The organism is Burkholderia sp. Bp9015 (genome assembly GCF_003853505.1).
Classification (GTDB): domain Bacteria; phylum Pseudomonadota; class Gammaproteobacteria; order Burkholderiales; family Burkholderiaceae; genus Burkholderia.
Genome location: NZ_QTPZ01000001.1, coordinates 245,245 through 269,542, shown reverse-complemented (window position 1 = coordinate 269,542; position 24,298 = coordinate 245,245). Strand labels below are relative to the sequence as shown.

General features: G+C 67.8%; 25 protein-coding genes. 14 read left to right on the top strand and 11 right to left on the bottom strand.

From position 1 onward, the window contains the following. Positions 1-179 precede the first annotated feature (179 nt). Positions 180-1,331 (bottom strand): porin, encoded by a 1,152-nt coding sequence (locus DIE12_RS01185; protein WP_044843051.1) that lies wholly within the window; start codon positions 1,329-1,331, stop codon positions 180-182. Between the two features lie 308 nt (positions 1,332-1,639). Between DIE12_RS01185 and DIE12_RS01180 the strand changes: the two genes are divergently transcribed. The 3 genes from DIE12_RS01180 (at position 1,640) to DIE12_RS01170 (ending at position 4,945) form a co-directional block, all read left to right on the top strand. Then, a complete protein-coding gene (locus tag DIE12_RS01180) occupies positions 1,640-2,104 on the top strand; it encodes a VOC family protein (protein ID WP_124519500.1) in 465 nt (154 codons plus the stop codon). 75 nt (positions 2,105-2,179) lie between these two features. After that, positions 2,180-3,421, top strand: a complete 1,242-nt coding sequence (gene codA, locus DIE12_RS01175) for a cytosine deaminase (RefSeq protein WP_124519499.1) — start codon at positions 2,180-2,182, stop codon at positions 3,419-3,421. A 189-nt stretch (positions 3,422-3,610) separates the two neighbouring features. Beyond that, complete coding sequence (locus DIE12_RS01170; RefSeq protein WP_124519498.1) at positions 3,611-4,945, top strand: chloride channel protein; 1,335 nt, start codon at positions 3,611-3,613, stop codon at positions 4,943-4,945. A gap of 135 nt (positions 4,946-5,080) precedes the next feature. Here the strand turns inward: DIE12_RS01170 and DIE12_RS01165 are convergent, their stop codons facing one another. The 4 genes from DIE12_RS01165 to DIE12_RS01150 all read right to left on the bottom strand — a co-directional run bounded on the left by DIE12_RS01165 (position 5,081) and on the right by DIE12_RS01150 (position 9,199). Continuing rightward, the gene (locus DIE12_RS01165) at positions 5,081-6,409 is read right to left on the bottom strand and encodes an MFS transporter (protein ID WP_124519497.1); all 1,329 of its coding nucleotides are present in this window, start codon (positions 6,407-6,409) and stop codon (positions 5,081-5,083) included. 231 nt (positions 6,410-6,640) lie between these two features. Continuing rightward, positions 6,641-7,573 carry a 3-keto-5-aminohexanoate cleavage protein gene (locus tag DIE12_RS01160; RefSeq protein ID WP_044843057.1) on the bottom strand — a complete coding sequence of 311 codons (933 nt, stop codon included), beginning with the start codon at positions 7,571-7,573 and terminating at the stop codon, positions 6,641-6,643. A gap of 35 nt (positions 7,574-7,608) precedes the next feature. Beyond that, a complete protein-coding gene (locus DIE12_RS01155; RefSeq protein ID WP_124519496.1) occupies positions 7,609-8,415 on the bottom strand; it encodes an SDR family oxidoreductase in 807 nt (268 codons plus the stop codon). A gap of 73 nt (positions 8,416-8,488) precedes the next feature. Then, complete coding sequence (locus tag DIE12_RS01150; RefSeq protein WP_124519495.1) at positions 8,489-9,199, bottom strand: GntR family transcriptional regulator; 711 nt, start codon at positions 9,197-9,199, stop codon at positions 8,489-8,491. A gap of 299 nt (positions 9,200-9,498) precedes the next feature. Here DIE12_RS01150 and DIE12_RS01145 point away from each other — a divergent pair, with 299 nt between their 5' ends. From DIE12_RS01145 to DIE12_RS01135, 3 genes are all read left to right on the top strand, one after another. Further along, positions 9,499-9,999 (top strand): type VI secretion system amidase effector protein Tae4, encoded by a 501-nt coding sequence (locus DIE12_RS01145; RefSeq protein ID WP_082088418.1) that lies wholly within the window; start codon positions 9,499-9,501, stop codon positions 9,997-9,999. Further along, positions 9,996-10,439, top strand: coding sequence for a type VI secretion system amidase immunity protein Tai4 (locus DIE12_RS01140; RefSeq protein WP_124519494.1), 444 nt, complete (start codon positions 9,996-9,998; stop codon positions 10,437-10,439). Before DIE12_RS01145 ends, DIE12_RS01140 begins: the two co-directional genes overlap by 4 nt. A 93-nt stretch (positions 10,440-10,532) precedes the next feature. After that, positions 10,533-11,264 (top strand): class I SAM-dependent methyltransferase, encoded by a 732-nt coding sequence (locus DIE12_RS01135; RefSeq protein ID WP_124519493.1) that lies wholly within the window; start codon positions 10,533-10,535, stop codon positions 11,262-11,264. 24 nt (positions 11,265-11,288) lie between these two features. On the opposite strand, the gene DIE12_RS01130 is transcribed toward DIE12_RS01135, so the two are convergent. Together DIE12_RS01130 and DIE12_RS01125 are read right to left on the bottom strand one after the other, a co-directional pair. After that, positions 11,289-12,707 carry a cytochrome-c peroxidase gene (locus DIE12_RS01130; RefSeq protein WP_124519492.1) on the bottom strand — a complete coding sequence of 473 codons (1,419 nt, stop codon included), beginning with the start codon at positions 12,705-12,707 and terminating at the stop codon, positions 11,289-11,291. Positions 12,708-12,818: 111 nt separating this feature from the next. After that, on the bottom strand, positions 12,819-14,492 hold the full coding sequence (locus tag DIE12_RS01125; protein WP_124519491.1) for a phospholipase C: 1,674 nt from the start codon (positions 14,490-14,492) through the stop codon (positions 12,819-12,821). Between the two features lie 343 nt (positions 14,493-14,835). Here DIE12_RS01125 and DIE12_RS01115 point away from each other — a divergent pair, with 343 nt between their 5' ends. Next, a complete protein-coding gene (locus DIE12_RS01115) occupies positions 14,836-15,747 on the top strand; it encodes an EamA family transporter (RefSeq protein ID WP_124519490.1) in 912 nt (303 codons plus the stop codon). Positions 15,748-15,795: 48 nt separating this feature from the next. Here the strand turns inward: DIE12_RS01115 and DIE12_RS01110 are convergent, their stop codons facing one another. Next, positions 15,796-16,269 (bottom strand): Lrp/AsnC family transcriptional regulator, encoded by a 474-nt coding sequence (locus DIE12_RS01110; protein ID WP_044843065.1) that lies wholly within the window; start codon positions 16,267-16,269, stop codon positions 15,796-15,798. Between the two features lie 318 nt (positions 16,270-16,587). On the opposite strand from DIE12_RS01110, the gene DIE12_RS01105 reads away from it, so the two are divergent. From DIE12_RS01105 to DIE12_RS01080, 6 genes are all read left to right on the top strand, one after another. After that, on the top strand, positions 16,588-17,973 hold the full coding sequence (locus DIE12_RS01105) for an amino acid permease (RefSeq protein ID WP_124484873.1): 1,386 nt from the start codon (positions 16,588-16,590) through the stop codon (positions 17,971-17,973). A 43-nt stretch (positions 17,974-18,016) separates the two neighbouring features. After that, positions 18,017-19,219, top strand: coding sequence for an amino acid aminotransferase (locus tag DIE12_RS01100; RefSeq protein ID WP_124519489.1), 1,203 nt, complete (start codon positions 18,017-18,019; stop codon positions 19,217-19,219). Between the two features lie 131 nt (positions 19,220-19,350). Then, on the top strand, positions 19,351-19,749 hold the full coding sequence (locus tag DIE12_RS01095; protein WP_124484871.1) for a DUF488 domain-containing protein: 399 nt from the start codon (positions 19,351-19,353) through the stop codon (positions 19,747-19,749). Between the two features lie 117 nt (positions 19,750-19,866). Next, positions 19,867-20,142, top strand: coding sequence for a DUF1488 domain-containing protein (locus tag DIE12_RS01090; protein ID WP_124485074.1), 276 nt, complete (start codon positions 19,867-19,869; stop codon positions 20,140-20,142). A 16-nt stretch (positions 20,143-20,158) separates the two neighbouring features. Then, entirely contained in the window at positions 20,159-20,398 is a 240-nt protein-coding gene (locus DIE12_RS01085; protein WP_124519488.1) for a UDP-glucose 4-epimerase, read from the top strand. A 168-nt stretch (positions 20,399-20,566) separates the two neighbouring features. Further along, entirely contained in the window at positions 20,567-20,920 is a 354-nt protein-coding gene (locus DIE12_RS01080) for a metal ABC transporter ATPase (RefSeq protein WP_124485073.1), read from the top strand. A 20-nt stretch (positions 20,921-20,940) separates the two neighbouring features. Here the strand turns inward: DIE12_RS01080 and DIE12_RS01075 are convergent, their stop codons facing one another. The 3 genes from DIE12_RS01075 to lhpI all read right to left on the bottom strand — a co-directional run bounded on the left by DIE12_RS01075 (position 20,941) and on the right by lhpI (position 23,265). Beyond that, on the bottom strand, positions 20,941-21,720 hold the full coding sequence (locus tag DIE12_RS01075; protein ID WP_124519487.1) for a helix-turn-helix domain-containing protein: 780 nt from the start codon (positions 21,718-21,720) through the stop codon (positions 20,941-20,943). Positions 21,721-21,737: 17 nt separating this feature from the next. Continuing rightward, positions 21,738-22,145 carry a response regulator transcription factor gene (locus DIE12_RS01070; protein WP_124519486.1) on the bottom strand — a complete coding sequence of 136 codons (408 nt, stop codon included), beginning with the start codon at positions 22,143-22,145 and terminating at the stop codon, positions 21,738-21,740. Positions 22,146-22,329: 184 nt separating this feature from the next. Continuing rightward, positions 22,330-23,265 (bottom strand): bifunctional Delta(1)-pyrroline-2-carboxylate/Delta(1)-piperideine-2-carboxylate reductase, encoded by a 936-nt coding sequence (lhpI, locus tag DIE12_RS01065; RefSeq protein ID WP_124551064.1) that lies wholly within the window; start codon positions 23,263-23,265, stop codon positions 22,330-22,332. Positions 23,266-23,527: 262 nt separating this feature from the next. Here lhpI and DIE12_RS01060 point away from each other — a divergent pair, with 262 nt between their 5' ends. Continuing rightward, a complete protein-coding gene (locus DIE12_RS01060) occupies positions 23,528-24,265 on the top strand; it encodes a FadR/GntR family transcriptional regulator (protein WP_124484867.1) in 738 nt (245 codons plus the stop codon). Positions 24,266-24,298 lie beyond the last annotated feature (33 nt).

The window sequence follows — 24,298 nt, the reverse complement described above, 5'->3', positions numbered from 1 at the left end:
CGCGCGATCCGAACCGTCGATGCCAGTCTATGCAGCACACGCGCGCACAAAAACCCCGATTCCGGGCAGGCAGCTTTCCAGATGGAACAACATTGGTGCAGGTCGCCCACAGCGCGCGAACCCGTCCGCCAGGACAGGGTCCTGGCGGACGGGCGACGGGCGCTCACGCGGCGCGGAACTCAGAACCGCGTGCGCATGCCGATCGTGCCGACGATCTGGTTCGCGGTGCTCGAGGCGCCGCCCGACGTGTTGATGAAGGCCTGGTAGCCGCGGCCCGACGCGTGCTGGTACATCGCTTCCGCGTACAGGTCGGTGCGGCGCGACAGCTTGTACACGGCCTGCAGGTCGACCTGATGCCACTTCGGATCGGTGCCGTGCTTGCTGTCCGGGTTCGACACGCTGGCGTCCGTGTACACGTAGGCCGCGCCGAGACTGACGGCCGGCGTCACCGCATAGCGCACGTTCACGTCGTAGTTGTTGAACGCGACCTGGCCGGTGGAACCGAACGAGCCCGAGTTGTCGTACTGCGAGCGCGTATAGACGAAGCCGACCGTCGCCGGACCGAACACGTAGCTGACACCGCCGCCGTACGAGCGCATGCGGTCCGCGCCCACCGACCAGCCGCCCTGGCTCACGCTCTTCGCTTCGGCCACGTCGGTCGCGCCCGGGCTCGCGCTCGTCGAGCCCTTCGTGCCGTTCATCTGCAGGTACGCGCCGGCCAGCTTCAGCGGGCCGTTCGTGTAGCTTGCCGCGACGCTGTACGCGCGGTTGCCGGCGAAGTTCGTCGAGTTCGAGAACCCGTACAGCGCGCCGACCTTGAAGCCCGCGATCGTGTCGCTCGTGTACTTCACCGCGTTGTTGATGCGCACCGAGTGGTTCAGGTTGTCGTTGTCGAACGGATGCGCGAAGCCGGTATCGCCGAAGTCGCCGGCCGTCGCGGACAGCGGCGCGACGAAGTCGACCATCGTGTCGTACTGGCGGCCGAGCGTCAGCGTGCCGTAGCCGCTGCTGGTCAGGCCGACATACGCGTGGCGGCCGAACAGCTTGCCGTCCTGCCCGAGCGCACCGTTGTTCACGTTGAAGCCGTTCTCCAGGACGAACAGCGCCTTCAGGCCGCCGCCGAGATCTTCCGTGCCGCGCAGGCCGAAGCGGCTGCCGTTGACCGTGCCGGAGGTCATGCGCCACAGCGATGCGCCGCCGGCGTTGTTGGTGTAAGCGATGCCGGCGTCGATCAGGCCGTACAGCGTGACCGAGCTCTGGGCGTGCGCGAGCGGGGCGAAGAGTGCGGCGGCGGATGCGGCGGCAATCAGGGTTTTGTTCGTTTTGTGCATGTAACAGCTCCTGCGTGTGGGACGGGTGACCAAAGTTCGGCGCAAGTGTAGGGGCGGGGTCGCGCGATTCCGGCCGCAGGCGCGCGAGTACACCGTTGCGAGTTGCGCAAGAGTGCGTCACACGGCGTTCACAAATCGGTCCGGAGGCCGGACGGCGTGCGTTTTCGCCGACGGCGCGACGCGAGCGGTCGGGCGGCCGCGCATGCCGTGTCGCGCATTGACAACACGCGCGTCGCCGGCGCGGGAGTTGATCGCCGCGCCGCGCGCGTGGAGAATGGGCAGACCATTGCCGAGATCCGGAGCCCCCGATGACCACGCCGCGCCGTCCTTCCTTGAGTGCCGCGCTGTGCTACCGCGACCCGAAAGCCGCGCTCGCGTGGCTCGAACGCGCATTCGGCTTCGAGCGCGCGCTGGTCGTCACCACGCCGGAAGGCGACATCGCGCACGCCGAAATGAGATTCGGCGACGGCCTCGTCATGATCGGCGGCGCGTGGGCCGACTTCATCGCGTCGCCGCACGACACGGGCGACCGGAACACGCAGCACGTCCACGTGCATCTTCCCGACGACGCCGACATCGACGCGCACTGCGAACGCGCGCGTGCGGCCGGCGCGGAGATCCTGCAGGCGCCGGCCGACCAGTTCTACGGCGATCGCATGTATCGCGCGCGCGATCCCGGCCGGCATGTGTGGACGTTCGGCAAGCACGTGCGCGACGTGACGAACGACGAGATGAGCGCGGCGACCGGCCTGACGATCGAGGATTTCAAATAAGCGCGGCACGCATCGCAGGAGCCGGTTTTTCCCCACTACGCGGCGCGCTGACGCCGCATGACGCCTGGACCCACCATGAACCTCTTCAATGCACGCCTGCGCGGCCGCGACGGGCTGTTCACGATCGGCATCGACGGCGACCGGATCGCGCGGATCGACGCGCAGGCCGCGCCGGTCACATCGGTCGGCGCCGGCGATGTCGATGCGGGCGGCCGTCTCGCGATTGCCCCGCTCGTCGAACCGCATATCCATCTCGATGCGGTGCTCACGGCCGGCGAGCCGGCCTGGAACATGAGCGGCACGCTGTTCGAGGGCATCGAGCGCTGGTCCGAGCGCAAGGCGACGATCACGCACGAGGACACGAAGGCGCGCGCGCATGCGGCGATCGGCATGCTGCGCGATCACGGCATCCAGCACGTGCGCACCCATGTCGACGTCACCGATCCGACGCTGGCCGCGCTGAAGGCGATGCTCGAAGTGAAGGACGAGGCGCGCGGGCTGATCGACCTGCAGATCGTCGCGTTTCCGCAGGAAGGCATCGAGTCGTTCGACGGCGGCCGCGCGCTGATGGCGCAGGCGATCGAACTCGGCGCGGACGTCGTCGGCGGGATCCCGCATTTCGAGAACACGCGCGAGCAGGGCGTCAGCTCGATCCGCTTCCTGATGGAGCTGGCCGAGCGCACCGGCTGCCTCGTCGACGTGCACTGCGACGAGACCGACGATCCGCATTCGCGCTTTCTGGAAGTCCTCGCGGAAGAGGCGCGCGTGCGCGGCATGGGCGCGCGCGTGACCGCGAGCCACACGACCGCGATGGGCTCGTACGACAACGCGTATTGCTCGAAGCTGTTCCGGCTGCTGAAGCGCGCGGGCCTGAACTTCGTGTCGTGCCCGACCGAGAGCATTCATCTGCAGGGGCGCTTCGACACGTTTCCGAAGCGGCGCGGGCTCACGCGTGTCGCGGAACTCGATCGCGCGGGCCTGAACGTGTGCTTCGGACAGGATTCGATCAAGGATCCGTGGTATCCGCTCGGCAACGGCAACATCCTGCGCGTGCTCGACGCCGGCCTGCACATCTGCCACATGATGGGCTACCAGGACCTGCAGCGCTGTCTCGACTTCGTGACCGATCACAGCGCGACGGCGATGCATCTCGGCGACGGCTACGGGATCGCGGTCGGGCGGCCGGCGAACCTGGTCGTGCTCGATGCCGACAGCGACTATGAAGCCGTGCGCCGGCAGGTGAAGGCCACGCTGTCGGTGCGCCACGGGAAGGTGATCATGCGGCGCGAGCCGGAGCGCGTCACGTATCCGGAGTGACGCGAATGCGGCGACGGCGGCGCACGGCGGCACGCCCCCGTCGGGAACTGCCGTCTTTCTTGTATGCGCTGAATGCATGAGTTGATCAGAAAAATACGTTTGTCTCATGAGAGATCGACGCCTACGATGCGGTCCTGACGGCGGCGTGCATGGTGCGCGCCGTCTTGTCGATCATCATCCGCCGACCTCATGCGCCTCGATCTTCCGTCTGCTCCCGTGTCTTCCTCGCCGTCCGCCAGTCCGTTCGCGCGGATGGCTGCCGTCACGATCCTGACCGGCGTCGGCGCGGGTGTCGGTGGGATGCTGCTCGCGCTGCTGCTGCACGCGATCCAGCACGTCGCGTACGACTACAGCCTCGCGCACGTGGTCGGCACCGAGAGCTTCCTTACCGGCGTGAGCCAGGCCGACCCGCTGCGCCGGCTCGCGGTGCTCGTCGTCTGTGGGCTGGTCGCGGGCGGCGGCTGGTGGGCGCTGTACCGCTACGGCCGGCCGCTCGTCAGCATCCGCCGTGCCGTGCGTGCCGCCGATCCGCGGATGCCGTTCGTCAGCACGACGGTGCACGCGCTGCTGCAGATCGTCACCGTTGCGCTCGGTTCGCCGCTCGGCCGCGAAGTCGCGCCGCGCGAGATCGGCTCGCTGCTGGCCGGGCAGTTCGCGCACCGCGCGGGGTTGACGCCCGCCGACTGCCGGCTGATGGTCGCGTGCGGCGCGGGTGCCGGGCTCGCGGCCGTCTACAACGTGCCGCTCGGCGGTGCGGTGTTCGTGCTCGAAGTGCTGCTCGGCACGTTCGAACTGCGCGCGCTGGTGGTGGCCGTCGTCACCTCGGCGATCGCGGCGGCCGTCGCATGGATCGGCCTCGGCAACGAACATCAGTACACGGTGCCTGCGTTCGTGCTGAGTACGCCGCTCGTCGCGTGGTCGATCGTCTGCGGGCCGCTGTTCGGTTTCGCCGCGTACGGCTTCGTGCGGCTCACGAGCCGCGCACGGGCGGATGCGCCGAAGGGCCGGCTGCTGCCGGTGCTCGCGCTGGTCAACTTCGCGGTGATCGGCGTGCTCGCGATGCGCTTTCCGCAACTGCTCGGCAATGGCAAGGGGCCGGCTTCGATGGGCTTCGACGGCACGCTGACGATCGGGCTCGCGGCGACGCTGCTCGTGCTGAAGGTGGCGATCGAGGCGGGCAGCCTGCGCGCGGGGGCGGAGGGCGGGCTGCTGACGCCCGGTCTCGCGAACGGCGCGCTGCTCGGCGTCGTGCTCGGCGGGATGTGGAGCCTCGTGTGGCCGGGCGCGTCGATCGGCGGATGCGCGCTGGTCGGCGCGACCGCGTTCCTCGCCGCGTCGATGCAGATGCCGATCACGGCCGTCGTGCTGCTGCTCGAATTCACGCGCGCGAATCACGACAGCCTGGTGCCGATGCTGCTGGCCGTGGCGGGCTCGCTGGTTGCGTACCGGTTCGCGCAGTGGGTGGTGGAGGGACGGCTCGGGGCGGCCGCGGCCGTCGCCACGCCGGTGACGGCGACCCGGTAGCCCTCCTCGGCACAGGCTACGGCGCGCGGGCTGCCTGTCATCGCTTTTTCCCGTTTCCTTGCCGGTTTCCAGCCCGTATCCCGACGGATCACGCCGAAGCGCGTCTGCCGGTTCTGTGCAGGATTTCGCCGGTCCTCAATCGCGCGACCGTGCGTCGGCGCGTTCGTGTCCGTGACGCAACGCGAGGCTCGCGAACGCTGCGACGACGAGCGCCGCTGCCAGCAGCGTCAGCCCGTTCTTCGCATTGCCGGTCGTCTGTTCGATCGCGCCGACGACGGTCGGCCCGACGAAGCCGCCGAGCAGCCCGCACGTATTCACGAGGCCGAGACCGCCGGCCAGTGCGCTGCCGGCGAGTCGCGACGCGGGAAACGTGAACACGATCGACTGCACGACGAAGAACATCGACGCGGCGACGCACACGCAAGCGAGACCGGCCACGGGCGACGCATGCGCGGCACCTACCATTCCCGCGGCCATTACGATGAGCCCGGCGCACAGTATCCGGCGCGAATGATGCGACTCGCGCGCAAAGCGCGGCAGTGTGGCGGCGCCAAGGGCGGCAGCGAGCCAAGGCAACGCGGTCAGCAATCCCACCGCGAACGGCGAAAAGCGTCCGGATGCGCCAATGATGCCGGGCAGGAAGAAGATCACCGTATAGATGGTCAACTGGTGGCAGAAGTACACGAAGATCGCGAGCCAGATCTGCGGATCGCGCAGCGCGGCACCGAACGCGTGGCCGCCGTGGGTTGCAACGCCTGCATCCTGTTCCGCCGCCAGCGTGCGTTCGAGCGCGCGGCCGGTTTCGGGGGACAGCCACGGCGCGCTGCTCGGGCGGTCCGGCAGCCGTGTCCACACGACGAAGGCGAGCAGGACGGCCGGAATTCCCTCGACGACGAACAGCCATTGCCAGCCGTGGAAGCCGAGCCTTCCATCGAGTTCGATCAGCGCGCCGGCCAGCGGACCACCGACGATGTTCGCGATGCACACGCCGAGGAGGAAATAGCCGGTCGCCCGCGCACGTTCCTCGCGACCGAACCAGTACGTGAGGTACAGCATCACGCCCGGAAACAGCCCGGCTTCGGCGGCGCCGAGCAGCAGGCGCATCACGTAAAACGACGTCGGGCCGGCAACGAACGCCATCGCGATCGACAACGCACCCCACGTGATCATGATTCGCGTGATCCAGAAGCGCGCGCCCACCCGGTGCATGATCAGGTTGCTCGGGATTTCGAATAGCGCGTAGGTGAGAAAGAACAGGCCCGCGCCGAGTCCGTAGGCGGCCGATGAAATGCCGAGATCGACACCCATCGAGTGTTTTGCGAATGCAATGTTGGTGCGGTCAAGGAAGCTGATTACGTAGGCGGCGATCAGCAGCGGCATCAGTTTGCGAAACAGCAGCCGGTTCAGCGACGCACTTGCGTCGCCGACGGCGGAAGGCAGGGCCTGGGCGTGATGAGTGGACATGCGGACGACTCCGGTAATGGCGAACGGGCGCACACGGCAAGCACGGCGTGCCGCGTTCGGCTGAGGCCGCTGCGTCGCGCGCAGCGGAGGGGCAGACGACGGAGCCGCGCCGGCGGCGCTCGACGGGAGCGGGGCGATGGAAGGCATCCTGGCACCGGCCGGCTCGGGCCGGCGCCTTGTCTCTGCGCTTGCGGGTCCTGGTGTTGCGTGGTGTCGGGCGCAACCCGGCGATTAGAACTTGACCGCGTCGCCGCCCTTGAGCTTGAGCATCGCGCGCGCGTCGGCCGGCGTCGCGATCTCCAGCGACAGGCCTTCGAGCACCTGCCGCATCTTCAGTACCTGCGCGGCGCTCGATTCGGCGAGCTTGCCGGGCCCGATCCACAGCGAATCCTCGAGCCCGACGCGCACATTCGCGCCTTGCGCGGCACCGATCGTCGCGAGCGGAATCTGGTTGCGACCCGCGCCGAGTATCGACCACACGTAATCGTCGCCGAACAGACGGTCGGCCGTGCGGCGCATGTGCATCAGGTCCTCCGGGTGCGCGCCGATCCCGCCGAGCAAGCCGAACACGCTCTGCACGAAGAACGGCGGCTTCGCGAGCCCGCGGTCGACGAAGTGCGCGAGGTTGTACAGGTGCGAGATGTCGTAGCACTCGAATTCGAATCGCGTGCCGTTCGCGCCGCAGCGCGTGAGGATCGTCTCGATGTCGGCGAACGTGTTCTTGAATACGAGATCGCGGCTTTTCTCGAGATGTTCGCGCTCCCACGGATGCTTCAGTTCGCGAAAGCGCTCGAGCATCGGATAGAGTCCGAAATTCATCGAGCCCATGTTCAACGAGGCGACCTCGGGCTGGAAATGCAGCGCGGGTTGCAACCGTTCGTCGACCGTCATGTGCGGGCTGCCGCCCGACGTGAGGTTGATCACCGCGTCGGTCTGCGCTTTGATGCGCGGCAGGAATTCGGCGAACACGGCTGGATCCTGCGTCGGCTTGCCGTCGGACGGGTTGCGTGCGTGCAGGTGCAGGATCGCCGCGCCGGCCTGCGCGGCCGCGACCGCCGCCGCTTCGATTTCGTGCGGCGTCACGGGCAGGTACGGCGACATCGACGGCGTATGGATCGCGCCGGTCGGCGCACAGGTGATGATGACTTTGCGAGCGTTTGCCACGGATGGATTCCTTTCGATGAACGATGCGGGAGGCGTCAGAGCACTTCGACGTTGCCGCAGACGGAGATCGCCTGCCCGGTAATGCCATGCCCGCCCGGGGAGCACAGGAACAGCGCGGTCGCGGCAATCTCGGCCGGATCGGTCATGCGTCGCAGCGAAATCTTCTCGAGATAGCGCTTCTCCATCTCGTCGTAGCCGATGCCGAGCTGCTGCGCGCGCGCCTCGATCACGCGGCGCATCCGCGGGCCGCGCACGATGCCGGGCTGGATCGCGTTCACGCGAATGCCGAGCGGCCCGAGTTCGATCGCGAGGCTCTTCACGAGACCGACCACCGCCCATTTCGTGGCCGCGTAGGGCGTACGAAACGCGTAACCGAGCCGGCCGGCGACCGATGACAGCGCGATGATCGCGCCGCCGTGTTTCGAGTCGCGCAGCAGCGGCACTGCGCGGCGAGCGAACTGGAATTGCGCGTTCAGATTGATCGCGACGGTCTGCTCCCACTGCACGGGGTCGATTTCGTCGATGCCGCCGGTCGGGCCGGCGATGCCCGCGTTGTTGACCAGCACGTCGAGGCCGCCGAGCGTAGCCGATACGTCGGCGAACACGCGCTCGACGGCCGCCGGGTCGGAGACGTCGGCCAGCGTTGCGCTGATCGCGCCGGTTGCGGCGCGCGGCGGCCGGTCCGCCAGCGCCGCGATCGCGGCTTGCGACGCGTCGCACACGTGCACGCGCGCGCCGCATTCGGCGAACGCGCCGGCGATTTCGAGGCCGATGCCCGATGCGCCGCCCGTCACGAGGACGCGCAGGCCGTCATAGGGTTTCAGCAGGTCGGAAGCTGTCATGCCGGGTTGTCTCCATCGTTGATGTAGTCGGATTGGGGCCGCTCGCGATTCGTCCGGTCGCGTCGAGCGGGCGCTACGGTTTCGCGTTCACGGTCCGCGGTGTCTGTTCGGCCCGCAGCGTCTCGGCGAGGTCGTGTGCGGCGCCGCCGATGTCGAGCGCGATGCCGGCCCGCACGCCCGCGCCGTCGCGCCGCTCGAGGGCATCGACGATCGCGCGGTGTGCGTCCATCGAGCGCCGCATATGCGGGATATCGAGCGCGACCATGTTGAGGAACGGACCGACGCGCATCCACAGGTTCTCGACGATCGCGAGCGTGTTTTCGCTGGCGCCATGCGCGTAGATCGCGCTGTGGAACGCAAAATTGCTTTGCAGGTAGGCGCGCGAGCGGCCGGCCTCGACGTGCGCCTGCATCGTCTCGCAAGTCTTGCGCACGGCGGCGATCTGCGCGTCGGTCATCCGTGCGCATGCGCGCTCGGCGATGCAACCTTCGAGCGCGATCCGCACGTCGCGCAGTTCGTCGAGCATGTCGAGCGTCATCGGCGGCACGACGAGCGCGCGGTTAGGGCCGTCGACCAGCGCGCGTTCGGCGCGCAGCCGCGTGAGCGCGGCGCGCACCGGCATCGTCGACGAGCCGACGGCCTCGGCGACGCTGCGCAGGCTCAGCGCCTGGCCAGGCGCGAATCGGCCGCTCATCAGCGCTTCGCGCAGTTGCTGGTAGACCTTGTCGGCCATCGTTTCAGATTCGATGGCTTTCAGTGCGGGCGGGACGATACGGGGCGCCAAGGCGGGTTCTCCTGGGTTTGATCTGCGATCTGTGATCACACTTGAAATGTGTGAAGTTTTGACGATTGGGCGGGCGGAGTCAAGGCGATTCGGGTTGGGGAAAACGAGGGGGGAAGCACGGCAATCTGCCGGATGTACCCCTGCCACCGTCACGGCATTGGTATTACAAAAACCTTTCGATCAATGCATCATGATGCATGCGGCGAATGCCCCCAAGGCTGTCAGGAAACCACGCGGGGCCGTGATTTTTCCGACGCACGCCAGCCGATTCGACTTCATTCCAATGACAAGGAGCCAAAGTGAAACGACCGTCATTTGCCGTTGCGTGGGCGGCATCCCAGCGAATTTATGATCCGGCCAATTCCGGCGAACGGGTCGCGAAAATGATCGGTGGATACGTCGAGAAGAACGTGAACAATCCGAGCCCTTCGGAACAGTGGAGCAATACCTGCGCGGTGAGAATGAGCTACATCCTCGGCGAGGCCGGCATGGTGATTCCCCGAATTTCCGGGCAAACGGTATCGGGCGGAGACAATCGGCAATACTTTTTTCGCGTTCGTGACTTGAATCGCTTTCTCGAGCAGCGGTGGGGGAAGGCGGAGGTAGTCAGGTTTCCGCCGTCGAACGGTGGACCCTTGTCGGGGCGACAAGGCGTCATCCTGTTCGAGGTCTCCGGCTGGAGCGACGCGCAGGGTCACGCAACGTTGTTCAATGGAAATACATGTTACGACCGCTGCTACTTCAATGAGCCGAGCGCACGGTATCGTACGGATCGTGCGAATTTCTGGAGCCTGTCATGAGGGAAGCCTGGATCGCGATCGCGCTGACGTGTGCGGCACTTCATCCTGCAGCGGTGTCAGCGAAGGAAGCGGCGCAAACCTCGCCGGAGGCCGGTTCACGTACGTACATCCAGAACTTCAAGGACATGGCGCTCGCACAGTGTCTGGCCACTGCGTATCGGCAGGAGTCCGCCGTAAGCAAGGACATCGGCAGCAGCACGAACGCGCTGCGCGACTGGACTTACTACGACCTGGAGCGCGCGCCGGACGTCGTTCGAGCGCTGGTCGCGAAGTATCTGGCGCGCGATTACCGGAATCCGGTCGTTGAGTCGGAAATCAAGGACGTCAAATTCGACTTCCTGAAATGCATGGACCTGTATCACGGCAAGGAGCTCGACGCGGCGGCGAAGCGGCTCGTCCTGCGGCCCAACAGCACATACCGGGCCGAGAACCCGCGATAGTTCTGAAGCGCCGCAGCGGCGGCGCCCCGACCATCGCCATGCGCGCCCCGATCGTGCAGAATCGATCTTCCAATCCTAGCCCAAGGATGCCGCATGCCCGATTCGAACGAACCGTCCGCCCGCAGCGCCTATGCGAGCTTCGCGCAACGCTACGCGGACATCGCGCCGACCAAGGCGCACAACGCACTCTACGAGCGTCCGACAACGATGGCACTGCTCGGCGACGTCGACGGCCTGACGGTGCTCGACGCAGGCTGCGGGCCCGGCATCTGCAGCGCGCACCTCGCGCGCCACGGCGCGACCGTCCACGCATTCGACATCACGCCCGAGATGGTCGCGCTCGCGCAAACGCGCTGCGCAGGCCTCACGGTCGACGTCGTGGAGGGCGACCTGGAGGCGCCGCTCGCGTGGCTGCCCGACGCGTCGGTCGACAAGGTGCTGTGCTCGCTCGCGCTCGACTACGTGCGCGACCTCGCCCCGACGCTGCGTGAATTCAGACGCGTCGCACGGCCCGGCGGGACGCTCGTGTTCTCGATGGCGCACCCGATGCGCGACTGGATGGACGAGCGCACACGCGGGGACGCCACGTACTTCGATACGAGCCGTTTCGGCTTCCACTGGTCGGGTTTCGGCGAACCGAAGCCCTATGTCGAAGCGTGGCGCCGGCCGCTTGCCGACATCCTGAACGCGCTCGCCGACGCCGGCTGGCGGCTCGACAGGTTCGTCGAACCGACGCCGCTGCCCGAGATGAAGGCCGTGTCGGAGCGGCTCCATGCGGAGCTGTCGCTGGCGCCGGCGTTCCTCTGCATTCGCGCGCAGCGCTGACCTAAAGCGGCGACGGGCCAGCCGTCAGCGTGCCGGCTCGTCGGTCAGCGTGCCGAGAAACGCTTCGATATCCTTGATGTCCTGCTCGGTCATCGCGGGCTTGTCGCCGGGCTTGCGATCGAACGGCGCGTCCGTCACGTCGACGTTCGCTCGGTACTTCGCCGGGATGTCGTCGTACACGTCGACCTTGCCGTCCGCGCCGCGCGGATAGAACTTCTGCGGCGAGATGCTGCGCTCGTTGTAGAACGCCATCACCTGGCCGAGCGTATGGAACACGCCGTTGTGGAAGAACGCGTGGCGCGTCGCCGCGTTGCGCAGCGTCGGCGTGAGGAACATCGCGCAGTACTGCGTCTGGTCCTTCAGGTCCGCGCGGAACGGCCCGCACACGCCGAGATCGTAGAACGCCGGGTTGCGGTTCTGCGCGAGCGCCTTGTTGCGCGGCGCGCCGAGCGCCTCGTACTGGTAGTCGGTAAACATCGGCGGCAAGCCGTCCTTGCCGGGCTTCGACAGGTGGCAGCCCGCGCAATTCGCCTTGTCCGGATCGTTGAAGAGCTTCAGCCCGCGCAACTCGGCCTGCGTGAGGCGCGCGCGGCCTTCGAGCCAGCGATCGTACTTGCTGCTGTACGGATGGAACGACGGATCCTCGACCTGATACCGTGCGATCGCGAACATCGCCTCCGACACCGCGAGCTGCGGCGTGGAGAACACACGCGGCCCGAACAGCTGCTCGAACTGCGCGCGATGCGGCGACTGCGCGAGCTTGCGCGCGACGTCGTCGATGCTCGCGTTCGCCATCTCGACCGGATTCAGCAGCGGCCCGAACGCCTGCTGCTGCAACGTATCGGCGCGGCCGTCCCAGAACATCCCGCCCTGCGGCACCAACTGCGGCGCGGCCGACGTGCCGGCCACCTTCTGCGCCTTGACGACGCCGGCCGCGGATGCCGCCTGCTGCGCGACGCTCGGCGCGGCGTCGTTTTCGCCGGCATCGGGGCCGATGCTGAAGTTGGGCTGGCGATACAGGTACATCAGCGACGGCGGCGGGCGGTAGCCCTGCTGCGTCATCGCGAGGCCGCCCGGCTGCACGTCGAGCCCGTTCGGCGGGCCGTACGCATGATCGGGGCTATGGCACGACGCGCACGACTGCTTGCCGGATGCCGACAGCGACGGATCGGCGAACAGCGCGCGCCCGAGCTGCGCGACCGCCGACAGCGGCTGCGCGGCCGGGCGCTGCAGCACGACCGGATGCGGATTCGCACCCGTCCAGCCGGCGACGACGTCGCCAATCGCCGCCGGCGTACGGGCCGGAAACGCGATCGCGAACGCGCCGTAACCGAGCACGGCCGCGCCGAGCGCGAACGCCGCGCGGCGCGGCACGCGGGCAGGGGAACGCGACGCGGCGGCGCCGGATGCGTCGGGAGACGGGAACGCGGGACGAGCTGTCATGCTGTCGGTCGAAAATCGGGCACCGTGTGAAAGCGGCGCGTTAAACGGAAACGGCCGGCGCACGATGCGCCGGCCTGCTGTTGCCTGCTGCGACCGGTTACGCGATGCCGGTCAGATCGACGGCGCCGCGCTCAGCACGGTGCCTTGCGCCGGATCGAGATAAAGCGGCGCCGTGTTCGGCTTCGACGAGAAGTCGAACAGCCCGCGCAGGTCGCCGGCCGTCGCATCGAACGAACCGCCGCCGATGCGCTGGCCGCCGAGCCAGTTGTCCTCGATGAAGCGCACGACGGACGCCTGGTCGATCAACGTGTGGTCGACGTAGTTCTGCTTCGCGTACGGCGAGATCACGACCAGCGGGATGCGCACGCCCGGGCCGCAGCGGCCGTTCACCGTGCCGCCGTTCACGCCGGTGGTGCCGCCCGAGCCGCACTTGCCGTTGCCGTTCACCTGGTCGACCGCGTCGGACGACGCACGGGTCGGTGCCATGTACGCGTGGTCGTACCAGCCGTCCGAGTCGTCATAGGTGACGATCACGGCCGTGTTCTGCCAGTCCGGCTGCTGCTGCAGGAAGTTGACGACCTTCGTCACGAACGCCTGCTCGTCGAGCGGATCCGAGTAGCCGGCGTGCGCATCCTGCGCGGCCGGCGCCTTCAGGAAGCTGACCGACGGGAAGTTGCCGGCCTTCGCGGCCGCGAAGAAGTCGTCGGTGTCGTACTGGTGGTTCGCCGGTTCGGCCGTCTTGCCGTCGGCTTCGAAGCTCGAGCCGATCGCCGCGACCGCGCTCGGGCGCGTGTGCTGCGGGTTCGCGGTCGACGCGTAGTACTGGAACCAGTTGTGGTGCGGGATGTAGTCGGTCGTCGCGGCGTTCACGGCGGTGGCGACCGTGCTGCGGCTGCAGCCGGTCGTGCCGTTGCTGTTGGTCGTCGACAGGTTGAAGCCGCCCATGAAGCCGCCCCACGTGATCTTCGCGCTGTTCAGCAGGTCGCCGATGTTCTTGCCGCTCATCATCGCCTGGTCGGTCGTGCTCGAGCACACGTCGAAGCCCGGGTCGACGTCGTTGATCATCGTGAAGCCGCCCTGGCCGTCGTTGATGTAGTACGAGGTGGCGGCGAGCGTCGACGGCTGCTTCGACGTCTTGACGATCTGCATCCCGTTGGTCTGGCCCGACACGACGTTCAGCGCGCCCGGCGTCGACGGGCCGTAGACCGTCGTGTACGCGTTGTCGCTCATCGCGAAGCGCTGCGCGTAGTTCCACAGCGCGGTCACGGTGTTGCCGTCGAAGTAGCCCATCACCTGGCCCTTCGTGCCGAACGCGCCGGCGCCGCCGGACGAACCCTTGCCGGTGTATTTCGGGAACAGGTCGGCGAGGCCGTTGTCCTCGGCCTGCTGCTCGGCCGTGTACGCGTGGTTCTGGTCGGCGGTCGCGGCCTGCGTGCGGTCGAGGCGGAACGGGTTCGCGGCGTCGGTGCCGTTGGCCGTGTTCGTGAAGTTCGGGTTCGCGGTGAGCAGCGTGCCCGTCAGCCCGTTGATCGCCGGCGTGCCGGGCTTCGCGTTGAAGGCCGGTTCGCCGGACGGGTTCGACGCGTTCGGGTAGGTACCGAAGTAGTGGTCGAACGACACGTTTTCGCCGTAGATCACGACGACGTGCTTGATCGGCGTGGCGGTCTGCAGCGCGTCCTGCGACGACACGGCGGGCGTCGACGTGGGATCGTCGCTGCCGCCGCAGGCGAACAGCGCAAGCGCCGCGGCTGCGCAGGCGGTGACGAGCAAGGCTTGACGGAACATCGGGAAACTCCAGGTAGCTTTCGACGGTGAAGATCGGCCCCGTCGCCGTGTCGGTCCGGCGCGGAACGCTATAAAGCCCCGGCATTGAAGCAGTTCGGTATGAAGATATGGGGGCGGACCGGTTTCGCGACGGTTGCGCCGCGGTATCGATTCCATTACGGCGCGACGCGGCGCGAAAGAAAGCGGAAAGGGGGCACGCGGATGCAACCTGGGCGACACATTCGGCGGCGCGCACGGTTACGGCCGCGCATGCCGCGCGGGGCGGGCGACAGCCCGTGGCGGGCCGGTTCGCGAGGTGCCGGGCCGGGTTGCTTTTTTGACAATCGTGTGACGCATTCATACGATGGTTGGCCCGCGGCGACGATTTCGCGTTGCCGGCCGTCAGCGAGTACTCAACGTGCCGATTCCCGTTCTGTTTGCCGTCCTGTGCGCCGCCTTCCTGCATGCGTCGTGGAATGCGCTCGTGCGCAGCAGCGGCGACCGGTTGCGCTCGGCCACGGTGCTGCAGATCGCGATCGGGCTGTTCGCGCTGCTGTTCCTGCCGGCCGCCGCGCCGATCACGCCCGCGAGCTGGGCCTGCGTCGTCGCATCGGCGGTGCTCCACGTCGTCTATACGCTGCTGCTGGTGCGCGCTTACGAGCACGGCGACCTGAGCGTCGCGTATCCGGTCGCACGCGGCACCGCGCCGCTGCTCGTCACGCTGGGCGCCGCGGCGTTCGCGGGCGAGCGCCTGAACGCGGGTGCCCAATGCGGGCTCGTGCTGATCTGCGCCGGCATCATGGCGATCGGGCTGGAGCGCGGACGCGGCGCGCGGCACCGGATGACGCAGGTGCTGCCGACTGCGTTCGCCACCGGCGTATCGATCGCCGCGTACAGCGTGGTCGACGGGATCGGCGTGCGGGAAAGCGGCAGCACGGTCGGCTATACGGCGTGGATGTTCGTGCTGACCGGCTTGCTGATGGCCGTGTACTACCGGCTGCGGGCGGGGCCGCTGCGGCTCGCGCAGGATGTCGGTGAAACGGCGAAGGCCGCATGCGGCGGCGTGTGCGCGGCGCTCGCATACGGGATCGTGATCTGGGCGATGGAGCGTGCGCCGATGGGGCCGGTATCGGCGCTGCGCGAAACGAGCGTGGTGTTCGCGGCGCTGATCGCGCGCGTCTATCTCGGCGAGCGGCTGACGCCGCGTCGCGCCGGCGGGTGTCTGGTGATTGCGTGCGGGGCGTTGCTGATCAGCGCGTTCGAGGCGGTGCGCTGAGCGCGGCTGCCGAACCGGGCATCGCCCCGCCGTTCGCGTGGCGCCGCATCAGCCTTCCACCGGCATCGCACTCGTGCACTTGATCTCGTCGAGGCACACGCTCGAATGCACGCCGCTCACGCCGGGAATCCGCATCAGCGTTTCGAGCAGGAACGTGGACAGCCCCTTCAGGTCGCGCGCGACGACCTTCAGCACGTAGTCGATATCGCCCGTCACCGAGAAACACTCCTGGATCTGCGCGAGATCCGACACGAGTTTCTGGAACTTCGACAGGTCGCGGATATGCCCGCGCTCCATCGTCACGTGCACGAACGCGGTGACGCCGAACCCGAGCGTGTCGGGGCACAGACGGGTTTCGTAACGGCGGATCGCGCCGATTTCCTCCAGCCGGCGGTGGCGTCGCAGCGTCTGCGCGGGCGACAGGCCGACGGCCTTCGCCAGGTCGAGGTTCGACGCACGGCCGTTCTCCTGCAGCACCGACAGCAAATGGCGATCGATGCGATCGAGAACCGGTTCAGGCATTTTTGTTTCCTCATCTGTCTCCCGGGCGCAATCTTATCTCATAATGTAGGGTTTGCATGAGCCGGTTACGCAACCCGATTTCGCTGTCGCGACGCTAAACTGACGCCGGATTTTCGTGTGCGCCTGCAGCAAGGCGGCGAGAGCGACGGTCGGTGGCCGGTCTGGTGGGCCTGCCGACAGGAATCGGGGGTCGCCACGCGAAGATTGCAGTCCCCAACCCGGCGGCTCCACGAACGGCCGCCGGCACAGCAAAACAGCGCCCGGCACACCGAGGCGCGCCGCACCGCTTCCGGCGGAGGCGGGCAAAATGGAGAAGACATGGTTTCTGGAAACGAGAAGGACGGCCTGAAGCGGGGGCTGAAGAACCGGCACATCCAGCTGATCGCGCTCGGTGGCGCGCTCGGCACGGGGTTGTTCCTCGGCATCGCGCAGACGATCAAGATGGCCGGCCCGTCCGTGCTGCTCGGCTACGCGGTGGCCGGCGTCGTCGCGTTCTTCATCATGCGCCAGCTCGGCGAGATGGTGGTCGACGAGCCGGTCGCCGGCTCGTTCAGCTACTTCGCCGACAAGTACGTCGGCCACTTCACCGGCTTCCTGTCCGGCTGGAACTACTGGGTGCTGTACATCCTCGTCAGCATGGCCGAGCTGTCGGCCGTCGGGATCTACGTGCAGTACTGGTGGCCCGGCGTGCCGACCTGGGTGTCGGCGCTGGTGTTCTTCGTCGCGATCAACCTGCTGAACCTGGCGAGCGTGAAGTCGTACGGCGAGACGGAATTCTGGTTCTCGATCATCAAGGTCGCCGCGATCGTCGGGATGATCGGCTTCGGCGGATGGCTGCTCGCGAGCGGCCATGCTGGGCCGGAAGCGAGCGTCGCGAACCTGTGGCAGCACGGCGGCTTCTTCCCGAACGGCGTGTCGGGGCTCGTGATGTCGATGGCGGCGATCATGTTCTCGTTCGGCGGGCTGGAGCTGATCGGCATCACCGCGGCCGAGGCCGACGATCCGAAGCACAGCATTCCGCGCGCGACCAACCAGGTGATCTACCGAATCCTGATTTTCTACATCGGCGCGCTCGCCGTGCTGCTGTCGCTGTATCCGTGGGAGAAGGTCGTCACCGGCGGCAGCCCGTTCGTGCTGATCTTCCACGCGCTGAGCAGCAACCTGGTCGCGAACGTGCTGAACGTGGTCGTGCTGACGGCCGCGCTGTCGGTCTACAACAGCGGCGTGTACAGCAACAGCCGGATGCTGTTCGGCCTCGCGAAGCAGGGCAACGCGCCGAAGGTGCTGTGCTCGGTGAACAAGCGCGGCATTCCGCTCGCCGCGCTCGGCGCGTCGGCGCTCGCCACCGGCGCGTGCGTGCTGGTCAACTACTTCATGCCGGGCAAGGCGTTCGAGGTGCTGATGGGCCTCGTCGTGTCGGCGCTGATCATCAACTGGGCGATGATCACGCTGATCCACCTGAAGTTCCGCCAGGCCAAGCGCATCGCCGGAGAGCAGACTTCGTTCCGCAGTCTGGGCTATCCTTTCACGAATTACCTGTGCCTGGCGTTCATGGCCGGCATTCTCGTCGTGATGTACCTGACGCCGGATCTCCGCCTGTCGGTGTACCTGATTCCCGTATGGCTCGCGGTGCTCGCGGTCGGGTATCGCTTCCGTCAGAAGAATGCGGACTATGTGATGCGCGACGGCGCGTCCGCGCGCTGACACGGGCATCCCGACCATTCTTCCAAACGAGACCGACATAGCCATGTTCGAACACATCGACGCGTACCCGGGCGATCCGATCCTGACGCTCAACGAGAACTTCCAGAAAGATCCGCGCAATCAGAAGGTCAACCTGAGCATCGGCATCTATTTCGATGCCGAAGGCCGGATTCCCGTGATGGGGGCCGTGCGCGAAGCCGAAACCGCGCTGCAGCGCGACCTCGGCCCGAAGCCTTACCTGCCGATGGTCGGCCTCGCCGCGTATCGCGACGCCGTGCAGGCGCTGGTGTTCGGCGCCGATCATCCGGCGCGCGCGGCCGGCCGCATCGCGACCGTGCAGACGCTGGGCGGCTCGGGCGCGCTGAAAGTGGGCGCCGATTTCCTGAAGCGCTACTTCCCGGACGCGCAGGTGTGGCTCAGCGACCCGAGCTGGGAAAACCACCGCTTCATCTTCGAGCGCGCGGGCTTCACGGTGAACACGTACCCGTACTACGACGAAGCGACGGGCGGCCTGAAGTTCGACGCGATGCTCGCGGCGATCGACGCGCTGCCGGCGCGCAGCATCGTATTGCTGCACGCGTGCTGCCATAACCCGACCGGCGTCGATCTCGACGAAGGCCAGTGGGAGAAGCTGATCGACGTGATCGAGGCGCGCGGGCTGCTGCCGTTCGTCGACATGGCGTACCAGGGCTTCGGCGCGGGCCTCGACGCGGACGCGTTCGCCGTGCGCGAACTGGCCCGCCGCGGCGTGCCGGCGCTCGTCGCGAACTCGTTCTCGAAGAACTTCTCGCTGTACGGCGAGCGCGTCGGCGGCCTGAGCGTCGTCTGCGACGATGCGGCCGCGGCCGAGCGCGTGCTGGGCCAGCTGGCCGGCGCGGTGCGCTCGAACTACAGCAACCCGCAAACCTACGGCGCGAAGGTCGTGGCGACCGTGCTGAACACGCCCGCGCTGCGCAAGCAGTGGGAAGAGGAACTCGCCGCGATGTGCCGCCGGATCGCGCGGATGCGCCAGTCGATCCACGACGGCCTGCGCGACTACGTCAGCGGCGAAGCCCTCACGCGCTACGTGAAGCAGCGCGGGATGTTCACGTACACGGGCCTGACCGAATCGCAGGTCGACGCGCTGCGCGAAGTGCACGGCGTGTACATCCTGCGTTCGGGCCGCATGTGCGTCGCGGGGCTGAACGATTCGAACGTCGGCATTGTCGCGGATGCGATCGGCAAGGTGCTGAAGAGCGGCGTCTGACCGGCGCGCCCTCGGGCGCCCGATCGCATCGCATGAACCGGCTGTCTCCCCCGCGGAGGCAGCCGGTTTTTTCTTGCGCGGCGGCGGCGCGGCGGTACGATGGCGGATCGAACGCAAGACGAAGGAGCGGCATGGCAATTCGAATCGTACGGCTCGGCACGCCGCGCGCGGCGGGCGAGGGCCTGAGGATCGGCACGGTGCGGCGGCCGCCGCGCGGGGTACCCAAGGCGGAATTCGCATCGCGCAACTACTATGATGTGTGGCTGCCGACGCTGTCGCCGAGCCCCGAGCTGGTCGCGCAGGCGCAGGCGGCCGAAACCGACGCCGAATGGCGTGCGTTCACGCGTCACTTCCGCGCGGAAATGGCGCACGGCGACGCACCGAAGGTGCTGGACCTGCTCGCCGCGCTGTCGGCGACGAGCGCGTTCTCGATCGGCTGCTACTGCGAGGACGAGCGCCGCTGCCATCGCAGCGTGCTGCGCGAACTGCTGGCGGAACGCGGCGCGGCGATCGACGCGGAAGCGGGCTGAGCGCCCGTCGGGCGTCGCTTCGTGCGGCGCAGCGAACCGGTTGACGTGGGTCAAGCGTGCGGTGCCGCGGGCCGCTATGCTCATGTCATGAATTGCCCCGACGATGAAGGCGGACAGATGCAGATTGCCTTTCCACCCGAACCGCCCGAATATTGCGCGCGCGATCTGGTCGTCGCGTTTTCGGCGCTGGTCGACGGCCGCTGCGTGCAGTGCGCGATCACGGCCGAAGCACTGGAAGACCATTTCGGCGCGCCGTCGCTGCTGGAGCGGGATTTGCTGCACGCGTTCGATGCGCACCGGTCGGCGATCGAGGCGAAGGCACGACAAATGCTCGACGAAATCGGCGGCCGGCCCGTGTTGCTGCACAGCGGTCACTTCCGGATGGACGGCTGATTCCGCAGGAGGACGCATGACACTGCAAGGCACGATTCATGAACGCGACTGGTCGGTCGAGATCGAGACGCGACAGTGCGAATCCGGCGAGTTCCGCTGCCGTGTGTCGGTCGAGCACGGCACCGGGCCGGCGCGCTTTCACCACACGTTCGAGCACAGTCATGCGTATCCCACGGAGCACGAGGCCGCGATCGAAGGGTTGCGGGCCGGGATGACGTGGATCGAAATGAAGGCGTCGCAGACGTTCAGCATGTGAACCGCCTCGCGCCGGCGCGGCGCGGAGGCGATGCTGCCGCGGCAGTGATCGCCGCGTCCGTCATCGCGCCGCGCGACATGCGTGCGGGCGGATTCCACGGCGGCGGGACAGGGAAACATGGGGCAGGCAATCCGGTCGACGAGCGGCGACCGCGTCAGGAGGAACGACATGGGCGTGGGCATGCAGATCGTCTGCGTCGGATTCGCGGGTTCCGCCGCGCTCGAAGGCGAAGCGGGGGCGCAGCTGGTGCGGCTCGAACGATTCCGCGCGCGGTTCGACGAATGCCTGCTGGCGATCGAGTCGCGCACGACCGGCGACGGCGGCCGGACCTACGACGTACGCCTCGAACTGCTCATGCATGATCGCGCGCCGACGGTGCTGCCGGGCAGCAGCGGCGACGACGTGAACGAGACGATACAGCGCGTGTTCGCGCAAGCCGAACAGGCGCTGTCCGCCTGGCAGGCCGGCGAACCCGAGGCGGTCGCGCTGCATGCGGCCACGACGGGCGCGGCCGCGCAATGACGCCGGCCGCGCGTCGGGCGTCAGACCTGCGCGAGCGCCTGCGCGTCGAGGATCCGCACGCGCTTGCCGCGCGTTTCGACGAGCGAATCCCGATGGAACCGCGAGAACATCCGGCTGACGGTCTCGAGCTTCATGCCGAGATAGCAGCCGATTTCCTCGCGCGTCATCCGCAGGTTGAATTCCGATGCCGAATAGCCGCGCGCCTCGAAGCGCGCCGACAGGTTCAGCAGGAACTGCGCGACGCGCTGCTCGGCCGACATCGTGCCGAGCAGCAGCATCTGGCTCGATTCACGGACGATCTCGCTGCTCAGCATCTGGTAGAGGAAATGCTGCATCGGCTTCATCTCGCGGCACGCCGCCTCGAGCGCGCCGAACGGGATGATGCACACGACGCTGTCCTCGAGCGCGATCGCGTCGCAGCAGTGCTGGCCGCTGCCGATGCCGTCCATGCCGAGTGTTTCACCGGCGATCTGGAAGCCGGTCACGTGCTCGCGGCCGTCGCGATGCATCATCACCGTCTTGAACGAGCCCGCACGGACTGCATAGATGCTGTGGAACGGATCGTCGATGCGGAACAGCGCGTCGCCCTGGCGAACCTGCCGGGTCGTGCAGATGATCGCGTCGAGGCGGCCGTACTCGTCCGCAGTCAGGTCGGGCGGCAGGCACATCGAGCGCATCGCGCAGCCCGAGCAGCGCGCGGCCGGGGTTTTGACGGCGTCGGTGCGCGCGACCGCCCGATACGGAGTCGTTGGCGGAGGCGCGACGGGCGGGGCGGTGGCGCAGGCAGTGGCGGTAGACATGAGTCACTCCGGCTCGATCAGGGGTGGTGCGCGCGAGCGTGCACCAGGGATTCGATGACGCGGCATGCGGAGTCGAATTCGGCGGTCTTGTCGAAGAAATAATCGGCGCCGGCCGCCGCGCATGCCTCTCTGAATGCCGCCGCCGAGTGGTTCGTCAGCACGATCGTGACGACGCGCGGCGTGGCCTTCGACAGCATCCCGATCAGATCGAGACCGCTGCCGTCCGCGAGCCGCAGGTCGACGATCACGACGTCCGCGTGGCTGCTGCGGATGTGCAACCACGCGTCCTGGCCGTCTTCCGCTTCGCCGACGACCGCGACGCCGCGGATCGCGCCGACGAGCAGCGCGATCCGTTGCCGGACGGCGATGGCGTGATCGACGAGAAACACCCTGAGCGCGACGGCGGGTGACAGGCTGGCATTCATGCCGGCAGTATCGTGTTGCGCCGCCAAAAATGAAATCGGCCGAACTGGAAGTTTGTGTAGGCCGCTTCGACGTGTTGTAGGGCGATTCCTACAACGCGTACGGGAAGGCGGCGGCGCCGCCCGAGCCGCGCTGGCTGGCGTGCGTGGTGCAACCGGCAGGTTGCCGGTCGCCGCCGCCGTCGAGTCAGCCGTGCCGGCGCGCGGCCAGCGCGTCGCGTGCCGTGCGGCACGCGGCCAGATCCCATGCGGCGCAGCCGACGGTCTTGAACAGCAGCGGGCCGCCGCGCGCGAAGGCGCCGCGCAGCACGTCGGCGAGCGACGCGACCTGCTGCCAGTCGACCTGCGCGACGATCAGGTCGCCGGCCTCGTGGCGCGCGCCGGCCGGATCGTCGACGACGAGCCGGCTGTGGCGCACGGTATCGGCGTCGATCTCGGCGGCATCCGCGGTGAACGCGCCGACCCCGACCACGAGGCGGCCTTCGCGTGCCGCTTCGCGATAGACGGGGGTGCGGCTCGTCGTCAGCGTGACGACGACATCGATCGCATCGGGAATCGCATCACCGTCGAGCGGCGCGAGCTGCGGCGCCTGAGCGCGGTGCGCGGCGCAGAACGCGGCCGCGCTGTCGGCGCGCGAGCCGCGCACGTGCAGGCGCGCGTCCGGAAAGATCGCCGCGAGCGCTTCCGCGTGATTGGCCGCCTGCTTGCCGGTGCCGATCAGCAGGATGTCACGCGGCGCGGCGCCGTGCAGCGCCTGGATGCCCAGCGCGGTAACGGCCGCCGTGCGGCGCCCGGTGACCGTCGGGCCGTCGAGCACGAAGCGCAGCTCGCCGGTCGTCGCATCGTATGCGCTCACCTGCCCGAGGATCGTCGGCAGCCCGCGCGCGCCGTTGCCGGGGCACACGTTCACGAGCTTGTGGCTCGCGAGGTCGCGCGCGCTCGACGGCATCGACAGCATCACGCCGCCGGCCTGCAGCGGCACGACCAGGCGTTCGGGACTGACGATCTCGCCCGCCGCGTATTCGGCGACGGTGTGCCTGAGCGTCGCGAGCAGCGCGGGGTAGTCGAGCAGCGCGGCCGTTTCGGCGGCGTCGAAAGAGGGAATCCGGGAGAGGGCGGTCATCGTGTCGGTCGGTTGGGGCGGTGGGCGTGGGAGACGGGCGCATCGCGCGCTCGCCACGGAGGCGGCCGGCTGTCGCGGTGGCAGGCGGTCTGGATCAAATCTATACCAGTTTCCGGCCACCCGGCAAGCCGGAAAAGCCAGCGGACGACCGATTTTGGTTCTAATATCCGTCCAGATGGGCGTCGCGCGCACCGGCGCCGGTACCGCTCCGGTATAGTGCGACGCATTCCCGATCCCCCACCCGACCGGGCAGGAGCCCCAGATGATGTCCGCACGTCCCGAATCGCTCGAAGCCGGTTTCCGGCCGCTGCAGATCTACGAACAGGTCGCCGAAAGGATTCGCGACGAGATTCGCGCGGGGCGCTACGCGGCCGATTCCAGGCTGCCGTCGGAGCGCGAACTCGCGGCGCTGTTCCAGGTTGGCCGGCCGGCCGTGCGCGAGGCGCTGGGCGCGTTGCAGAACGAAGGGCTCGTGTTCACGAAGCGCAATTCGGGCACCTACGTCGTGCCGGCGCCGCTCGACGTACTCGCGCAGCGCGGCGACCCGGAAGGCGCGCCCGATGCCGACTTCAGCCCGACGTCGACGCTCGACGTGCGGCTCATCCTCGAGCCCGCGATCGCGCGCCTCGCGGCCGCGCACGGTCGCGCCGATCCCGTCGCCGAAGGCTATCTCGCACAGATGGAAACCGTCTCCGACATCGACGATCCGCAGCAGCGCGCGCTGTGGAACGAGAGCGACCGGCTGTTCCACCGGCAGCTCGCGCTGATGACCGGCGACGCGCTGATCGTGAAGATCGCGGACGAAGTCGCGAAGACGATGGACCAGCCGCTGTGGAAGCGGCTGAAGGACGACGGCATCTACGACGCGGGCCGCATCCGGCTGTACGTGTCCGAGCACCGGCTGATCTACGAGGCGATCGTGTCCGGCGACGCCGATGCGGCCGCGTTCTATGTCGAGCAGCACATTCTTCGCGTGCGTCGCGACATCACGCCGAAGTAATGCGCGCCGCCTTATTCTGGTCTAAAAAATGAC